Consider the following 8,534-nt stretch of genomic DNA (forward strand, 5'->3'; position numbering starts at 1 on the left):
TGGACGAGCCTTCTTAGGTTTAGAAGAGTGGCCAAGTGCCACAATGGGTTGTTGTTTTTCGATCATATTCTTAACCTCCATTAATTTGATGAGATTAGAATACCTGAAAAATACGGACTAAAAAAGATACTCGGTTATATGACGCTTACATTATACCATACAAAGGATGCCATATCATGTCCCAATACTACACAAGTGGCGAGTTTGCGAAGAAGGCGCATGTTTCGATTCGCACAATTCGCTATTATGATCAGAAGAATTTATTAAAGCCGGCAACGCACACTAAAGGTGGTGCACGGCTATATACAGACCAAGATTTTGCCAAGTTGCAACAGATTCTACTATTAAAGTATCTTGGTTTTTCACTCAGCGATATTCGTGAAATGACGATTGGATCAGGGGATAAGCAATTACTCCGCAATTCACTCCAAATTCAAAAGCGTCTTGCTGTAAAATACTATTTAGAAAGACCTTTGACCTAATCTTTATAGATTGGAATTAAGTTTTAACTTTATATTGGGGAGTAGAAATGAAAATTTATAAAAAAACTATTATTATTTTGATAGCAATATTATCAGTAATTTTTTTGAGTATTTCGTTTAGTAAACCAGTTCAAGCAGCTAGATGGCATAGATCAGTACCGACAGCAGTTCGTGGAAATTATCATAATGCAAAATTAAAAATTACAGTTCAAATTCAAAAAAAGAATGTATATTATATGCCTGATAACGGAGCTGCCGTTTCTCCAGCTAAAAGAATATATTCAAGAAAGTTGAGAAAAAACGTTTATCAATATAAACGGGATAGTTTCAAGAGTCCCACTATTACTTTTAAATTTGGATATAAGAATGGTCGGAAGTATTTGAGAGTACATGGAGCCTCTTCTATTTTAGATAAGTATACATACTGGAAAGTTAAGTAATTTTGTAATGAGATGAATTAATAGATGAAATGTCACATGATTGTCAGATGACAATTGCGTGGCTTTTTTTGTGTAAAAATTATTTGTTCTTCAGTATTTATAGATAGTCTGCTAATATTAATATATGAACGTAAGTTTGATATGATTTATCTAATTATCAGCTGCATTAATGATAAATACGCAAAGGGACATAATATGAATTTACAAGATTTAATAGCTAATTTTACTACTACACCATTTCTTTTTATTGGCTCAGGGATGACAAGAAGATATTTAGGATTACCTAATTGGGAGGGATTGTTAAGACATTTTGCTAAAGAAGTTTCAAATAATGAATTTGCATATAATTCTTATGTAAATAAAGTACAGTCGTCTGGAAATTCGATAAATGTGATGCCAAAAGTAGCTACTTTAATTGAAAAAGATTATAACGCTAAATGGTATGAAAATCCTAGTATCAGAACATTAAATAAGGAAACTACAGATTTAGTAAAAAATGGACTTTCTCCTTTTAAAGCAGAAATTGCTTCATACATAAAAAGCCAAGGGGATATTGTTCCAGAATATAAAAATGAAATTAGGCAACTGGAACAATTATCTGTGAAAAATATCTCAGGAGTTATAACGACTAATTATGATACTTTTGTTGAAGATCATTTTAATAACTATAAAACTTATATTGGACAGAATGAATTAATTTTTTCTGCAATTCAAGGGATCGCGGAAATATATAAAATTCATGGTTCTGTTGATAAACCTGAGAGTATTATCATAGATGAAGAAGATTATGAAGCCTTTAATAATAAAGAAGCCTACTTAGCTGCAAAATTAATGACGATTTTTGTTGAATATCCAATTATTTTTATGGGATATTCTCTTAGTGATAGCAACATTAGAAATATTATTAGTGCCATTGTTAAATGCTTGAATCAAACTCAACTTAACACGCTAAAAGACAGATTTATATTTGTAGATTATGAAGAAAATAAAAAGGGAGTAGATATAACTCCTTCTGAGGTTTCAATAGATGGGCTAACTTTATCCATGACGAAGGTAGTACTTAGTGATTATTCTCTTTTGTATGATGCTTTGGCTGAGAAGAAAGTTACAATACCAGTTCGGTTGTTAAGGCGTCTTAAACAGGATTTATATGAATATGTTATTACAAGTACTCCCACAGCTACGATACAGGTGGCGAATATAGATGATAAACGTATATCTGATGATGATTTAGCTTTGGCGATTGGAAAAGCTTCAGATCTCAGTTTGCGAGGATTAAGTGGAATAAGTAGTGATGATTGGTATCGTAATATAATTTTAGGAGATTTAGGTTGGGACGCAGATGATTTATTGAAATATGCTTTTCATAATTTATCATCGCAAAATTCTGGAAGATTACCTGTTAATAAGTTGCTTCACTTTGCTCATGGTTCATATAAGGAAGCAGAAGACACAGCTAAAAAGTACGATTTTAACGCAATAATTTCTAATACAATTAAGAAAAATCGAAAATATTGTAGATATAATAGCGTAGATGAAATCTGGAAAGCAGAACATGATGATATAGGGAAAGCTACGGAATTGTTGTCATATTTGACAGAAGATCAAATCGATGTTGATAAATTAGGACAAGTATTAAAAGAGATTTTTGATAATGATAGAAATATATTACAAGATTCTAAATCCCCAGTAAGAACAAATATTAGGCGATTAATTAGAATATATGACTGTTTAAAGTGGAGAAGATAAAACGAAAAAGCCCCATAGTTAAAGCGCCTAATAAACTAGACACCCCCTATGGGACCTTTTCAGTAATTATCATATTAACACGATGTACCTAATATAATAAGCAACTAACAGACTAGTTACCCTTATATCAAGCCCATCTTTACACTTATTATATCAAATTTAATTAGCAATATCCAAAAATGCTAAAACTAACTTTACAAGTGTAGTATTTTTAATAAGAGAAATTTTTATGAGAAAATTAGTAATATTAGGGAACGGAATAGATTTAAATTTCGGATTACATAGTAGTTTTAAAGATTATTTTGAGAGTAATGACGCACCTCAGAAACTAAAAAGATTAATAGAATTAGACGGTAAAGAAAATTGGTATAATTTAGAAAATTTTATTATGAAAATGTCTTCAACGCGACTTGATGGTAATAGTACCATAATGGAACATCCAGGAGTGTATCATGAAACATACTATAGATTAATACCTCAAATGTATTTAATTCAGAAAAGTCTCATTCCCGGATTTAAAATTGAAGTGCAACACTAAGTGTTAAACAAAAAGGCCATGAAGACCTAAACTTGAAGTGACGAAAAATCAAGAAAGGAAGATCTTCATGACCAACTCAAATTCTAGCATTTCTAAACACTATCATCAATTAACTAGCGTACAACGTGGTCAGATTCAGGCAATGCTGGATTCTGGCATAACTTCCCGTACTGTCATCGCTCAAGAAGTTGGCTGTCATAAATCGACAATCAGTCGCGAAATCAAACGCGGAAGCGTCCTGCAAAGAGACAGCAGCTATTTGTTATATGAGCACTATTACGCTGATACTGCACAGATTTATTATGAGAAGCGTCGCCAAAACTGCTATCAGCGCAATCCATTGAAGCATTATGCTGTCTTTTTGAGAATGCTCTCCAGACGCTTTAAAGCTAAATTTGATGCCACCAGCATCGATGAGTTCGTTGGTGAATTCAAAAGGACTATGCCAGGCTACCCTTGTCCCAGCACACCAACCGTCTATCGCTATATTGATCAGGGCTTGCTGGACATAAGCAATATTGATCTGCCTATGAAGCTCAAAAGACGCAGGAACAAGCGTCATCACAGCCATGGCGGTCACGCTTTGCACAAGAAGCATCTTGGCAATTCCATTGAACAGCGTCCTAAGGAGGTTGAAGACAGAAAAGCTCCGCTGCACTGGGAAGGAGATCTGGTTAAAGGCGTCAGACGCAAGAATCAGCCTGCTTTAATGACTTTGACTGAAAGAACCACACGCTTTGAAGTAGTTATCAAGATTCCTGACTATCGGGCAAGCACATGCCAAAGGCTGCTTCAAAAGGAGATTGACAGACATCCTGCCTGGTTTAAATCAATCACGTTTGACAATGGCTCTGAGTTTGCGGATATGACCAAGATCAAGGGCTGCCAGATTTACTTTGCTCACCCATATTCTCCATGGGAAAGGGGCACCAATGAGAACTGCAATGGTCTTTTGCGTCAATTCTTCCCTAAGGGCAAGAGCATGAAAGACAAGTCAAAAGCTTATGTTCAACAGGCAACTGATGCCATTAACCACAAATATCGCCGAATCCTCCAATATCACACAGCAGAGGAACTCTTCAAGCAATATATTTCTTCATAGCCTAACTGTTGCACTTAATTTGACAATTCAGGGAAAAGTCTCATTAAATATTTAAAGCATGAGGAAGAGTATGTAGAAAAGGGGTGTTTTTCAAAAAATGTAAGAAAATACTTAGAATCAGCTAGTTCTATTATTAATTTTAACTATACTGACATAACTACTGATTCGTATAAAATTCCTAGACAAAAAATATACCATGTTCATGGTTCATTAAAGGAAAAATATATCATTCTAGGTAATGCAAATGAAAATTTAGTTGAAGGAGTACCAAACTATTACAGAATTTTTTCTAAACCATATTTAAGAGATATTTTAGACCTGAAAAGATATTTAGGTAAAAAATATTTACATAAAATCGATATATTTAATAGATTTAAAACTTATGATGCATATTATTATAGCCAATATAAATTGTCTCCATATTTAATTGAGCCAGAAGTATATCAAATTCTTTGCTCTATGAGTAATTACTATGATGAAAATAGTAAATATTTTTATGATAAAAAATTTGATCTTTTTAAAGGTGTGAGAAAAGAAGACTTTCGAAGAATAGAACAAATTTTGTTAAAAACGCAACAAAACAAAGACTTTTTTACCGGTTTTATAGATTATTTAGTAGATAATTGTTTTAGACCATTTAAGATTAAATTACCAATTAAGCCAGAAGAAAATAATATACCAGAATATTATGCATTCCCAGAAGAATTTGATGAAATTACAATAATTGGCCATTCTTTACAATCAGATAAAGAACTAATTGCTGATTTGATAAGAGTCTGTATAAATCTAAAGAAAATTAATATTTTTCGATTTAACGGTGAAGAAAAGCAAAACTTAAATATTTTACTTAAATATAATGATTTGGATAAAAATATAGTTGTGAATGAAATAGAATATTAGGCATTTAATGATAAAAGGATAATTATCATGTCCCAATACTACACAAGTGGCGAGTTTGCAAAGAAAGCACATGTTTCGATTCGTACGATTCGCTATTATGATCAGAAGAATTTATTAAAGCCGGCAACGCACACTAAAGGTGGTGCACGGCTATATACAGATCAAGATTTTGCCAAGTTGCAACAGATTCTACTATTAAAGTATCTTGGTTTTTCACTCAGCGATATTCGTGAAATGACGATTGGATCAGGGGATAAGCAATTACTCCGCAATTCACTCCAGATTCAAAAGCGTCTTGCCGAAGAACGACTTGAAGAGATGAAGAATGTGGTGAATGCCATCGACTCAACTAGTCAGGCACTAGATCGCAATGATCAAGTTGATTGGTCGAAGATGCTTAACTTAATTCATTTAACTTCGATGAATCAATCACTCAGTATGCAGTATAAGAACGCTACGAATATTTCTGCCCGCATTCGTTTGCACCGTGATTATTCTGTTAATAAGGAAGGCTGGTTCCCGTGGCTATTTAGTAACTTACACCTTAAGTCGGGGATGAAGGTGCTTGAACTGGGTGCAGGTAATGGTGCGTTATGGTCACAGAATATTAATAAGGTGCCAGCCGATGTGAATATCATTTTGTCAGATATCTCGGAAGGGATGTTGGCTGATGCTAAGAATGAGATTGGTGATAAGCCCGAATTTCAATATGCTGTGATCGATGCGCAGAAGATTCCATTCGCTGACAATACCTTTGATCTAGTAATTGCCAATCACATGCTCTTTTACTGTGATGATATTTCTAAGGCTTTGTCGGAAATTCGCCGCGTGCTTAAGCCTGGTGCATCCCTCGTATGCAGCACATACTCCAAGCGCCACATGCGCGAGATCACCGATCTAGTCCAGAACTTCAATTCCAACATCGTTTTATCATCCACTAATTTGTACGAACGCTTTGGCCTAGACAACGGCAAGCAGATTTTGAGTAGATTCTTCAGCAATGTCACCTGCAAGAAGTACTACGATGCCATCGAGATCTCCGAAGCAACACCGATTATTTCATACATTCTTTCTTGCCACGGCAACCAGAATGAGATCTTGCTCAACCACTATCAAGAATTCAAACAATATGTTGAACAAAAGGTTAGTGGCGGCTTTAACATTACCAAGGACGCCGGCTTTTTTGCTGCTAGAAAATAATTGAACTGCTGATTATGTATTATGAGATCCTAATTTTTACTAATTTGGGCGTTTGTAAATTTCAAGGTATAATTATTAGAGCTGATAATGATTCTAATAGGGAAATATAGATACAGATTAGAGTATAAGACTTTTTATAATGAATTGATGCATATCACAAATATGCAAAAATGTCAATTCTTTTCTTTTTCTTTTTAAATAAGAAAAAGATTAGCTGTAAATGTTGATATAACGGCATCCCTTTCTTTTTTCTTTCTTTTACTTTTATGGTGAATTTATGGATTTTATTAATTTTGTTAAAGATGTAGGTACTCTTGAATTTACAATTCCAAAAGAAGGCTTGCATTTGGAATTCAAAACAGCAAGTTGGAAATTACCTCAAAATATATGGGAAACAGTAAGCTCATTTTCTAATACAGATGGTGGCCTTATTGTATTAGGTGTAGATGAACCCCAATCACATCATTATAAGATTGTAGGCGTTGATCAACCTGATTATGTAATAAAAGAATTGTTTAATAGCAATAACAATCCGAATGTAATCAATAAGCCTGTAATTCAAGATTCTGATGTTAAAGTTACTAAGTTTAATGGCAAAGCATTAATTCAAATAAAGATATATCCAGCCCAATTTTCTGATAAGCCAATTACTTTTAAAGATAAGACTTATATGAGAACCGATGATGGTGATCGTTTAGCAACACATGATCAACTAAAGTATTTATATGCTGAAAGCCAAGATCAAGTTGACACTAGATTGCTTGAAAACTTTGATTGGGATAGTGATTTGAATCTAGAAGATATTAATGACTATCGTAAAAAGTTAGAAAAAGTAGAAGATGCGGATAGTATATCAAAGTCAGATTATGAACTTTTAACAGATATTGGGGTATTGAGACGCGATAGACGTTCTTCAAGTAAAGAACGTAAATTAACAGAAGGTGGGTTGCTATTTTTTGGCAAGTTTATGTCAATAATGGATAGATTCCCTAGGTTTCAATTAGACTATACAAGGTATGCTAAAGACGGCGATACCGATTGGGTTGATCGTGTTTCAGCAGGGGACATGAATTATCCAGAAATGAATATTTATTCATTTTATAATATAGTTTTGCCTAAGATCACTTCTAATATTAATGACAAATATGTTCAAGATGAGGATTTGACAAGAGGAAGCTATGTTGCCGATTTAAGATCTGCTGCAAAGGAAGCGCTGGTTAATTGCTTGATGCACGCTTATTACGATGGAACAATAGCAATTCAAATTGAAGATCGTCCAAGTTATTGGGAATTTACTAATCCAGGTGATATGAGAGTTAGCAGAGAATCATTTTTGCGTGGTCAAAAGTCAGAAGTAAGAAATTCAGAAATTGCTACTTTATTTAGAAGGATCGGTATTTCAGAAAAGAGAGCTAGTGGAGGACCTAGAATTTTAAGAGCTGCTAGCAGAAATCATTTGATGGAACCAGAAATCGAAATTGATGCAACTAATAAAATCACTAAGATAAGAATTTGGAAAATAGATATACGAACCAAAATTGATGATGAGATGGTTTTGGATCCAACTGAAAAATTTATTATTGATTATGCTATTCAAAAATCTGAATTTAGTTTCTCCCAGATGTTTAAGGATATGAATGATAAATTTGGAAGCAACAGTACTGTAAGAAAAAGACTAAATCATCTAATAGATGAAAAGATTTTAATTTCAGAAGGAAATGGCAAGTCTACAGTATATAAGCTAGAAAAGACTAGTGAACAAGAACAAGTAGATAAAATAATGAAATTGAAAAATATGGAAGAAAAACTGTAATGAATGGAAATTAAACCAAGCAAAAAGTCTCAACACTACTAAAGAGTAATGAGAGACTTTTTAACGTGTGATAAAGCAGCCATTGCTAAAGAGCAACTGTTTTTATCTTATCGTTTATTCTAGTTGGTTGAGTATAAATGTTAAATTTTGAGGGATGCAGATATTTTTCTAATTTAATTAAATCTGTTCCATAATAATAGTTACTGGGAGAAAAACTCCTTTATTAAATGGCTCTCTGTCAAATCGTGTTGATAGAAGTCAACTATAATTTAATAATTGGATTAAGCATCAAGCTGCTATGTACCAGCTT

Annotated in this window: 7 protein-coding genes and 1 pseudogene; all 8 read left to right on the forward strand. The window is 33.4% G+C overall.

Annotation, left to right across the window (positions count from 1 at the left end; genetic code table 11):
• Positions 1-176 precede the first annotated feature (176 nt).
• Positions 177-446, forward strand: a pseudogene (locus tag JEM49_RS06725) (MerR family transcriptional regulator); the annotation flags it as partial.
• A gap of 83 nt (positions 447-529) precedes the next feature.
• Positions 530-922, forward strand: a complete 393-nt coding sequence (locus tag JEM49_RS06730; protein ID WP_056940735.1) for a hypothetical protein — start codon at positions 530-532, stop codon at positions 920-922.
• Positions 923-1,117: 195 nt separating this feature from the next.
• Positions 1,118-2,671, forward strand: a complete 1,554-nt coding sequence (locus tag JEM49_RS06735; RefSeq protein WP_098036946.1) for an SIR2 family protein — start codon at positions 1,118-1,120, stop codon at positions 2,669-2,671.
• Positions 2,672-2,900: 229 nt separating this feature from the next.
• Positions 2,901-3,209 (forward strand): hypothetical protein, encoded by a 309-nt coding sequence (locus JEM49_RS06740; protein ID WP_201874306.1) that lies wholly within the window; start codon positions 2,901-2,903, stop codon positions 3,207-3,209.
• A gap of 67 nt (positions 3,210-3,276) precedes the next feature.
• Positions 3,277-4,311 carry an IS30 family transposase gene (locus tag JEM49_RS06745; RefSeq protein ID WP_014567885.1) on the forward strand — a complete coding sequence of 345 codons (1,035 nt, stop codon included), beginning with the start codon at positions 3,277-3,279 and terminating at the stop codon, positions 4,309-4,311.
• Between the two features lie 42 nt (positions 4,312-4,353).
• On the forward strand, positions 4,354-5,211 hold the full coding sequence (locus tag JEM49_RS06750) for an AbiH family protein (RefSeq protein ID WP_201874311.1): 858 nt from the start codon (positions 4,354-4,356) through the stop codon (positions 5,209-5,211).
• A gap of 27 nt (positions 5,212-5,238) precedes the next feature.
• Positions 5,239-6,411, forward strand: a complete 1,173-nt coding sequence (locus JEM49_RS06755) for a MerR family transcriptional regulator (RefSeq protein WP_201874308.1) — start codon at positions 5,239-5,241, stop codon at positions 6,409-6,411.
• A gap of 277 nt (positions 6,412-6,688) precedes the next feature.
• Complete coding sequence (locus tag JEM49_RS06760; protein ID WP_201874310.1) at positions 6,689-8,224, forward strand: RNA-binding domain-containing protein; 1,536 nt, start codon at positions 6,689-6,691, stop codon at positions 8,222-8,224.
• Positions 8,225-8,534: the final 310 nt, after the last annotated feature.

This window comes from Lactobacillus sp. A27, from assembly GCF_016742815.1.
In the GTDB taxonomy this organism is placed as follows: domain Bacteria; phylum Bacillota; class Bacilli; order Lactobacillales; family Lactobacillaceae; genus Lactobacillus; species Lactobacillus gallinarum.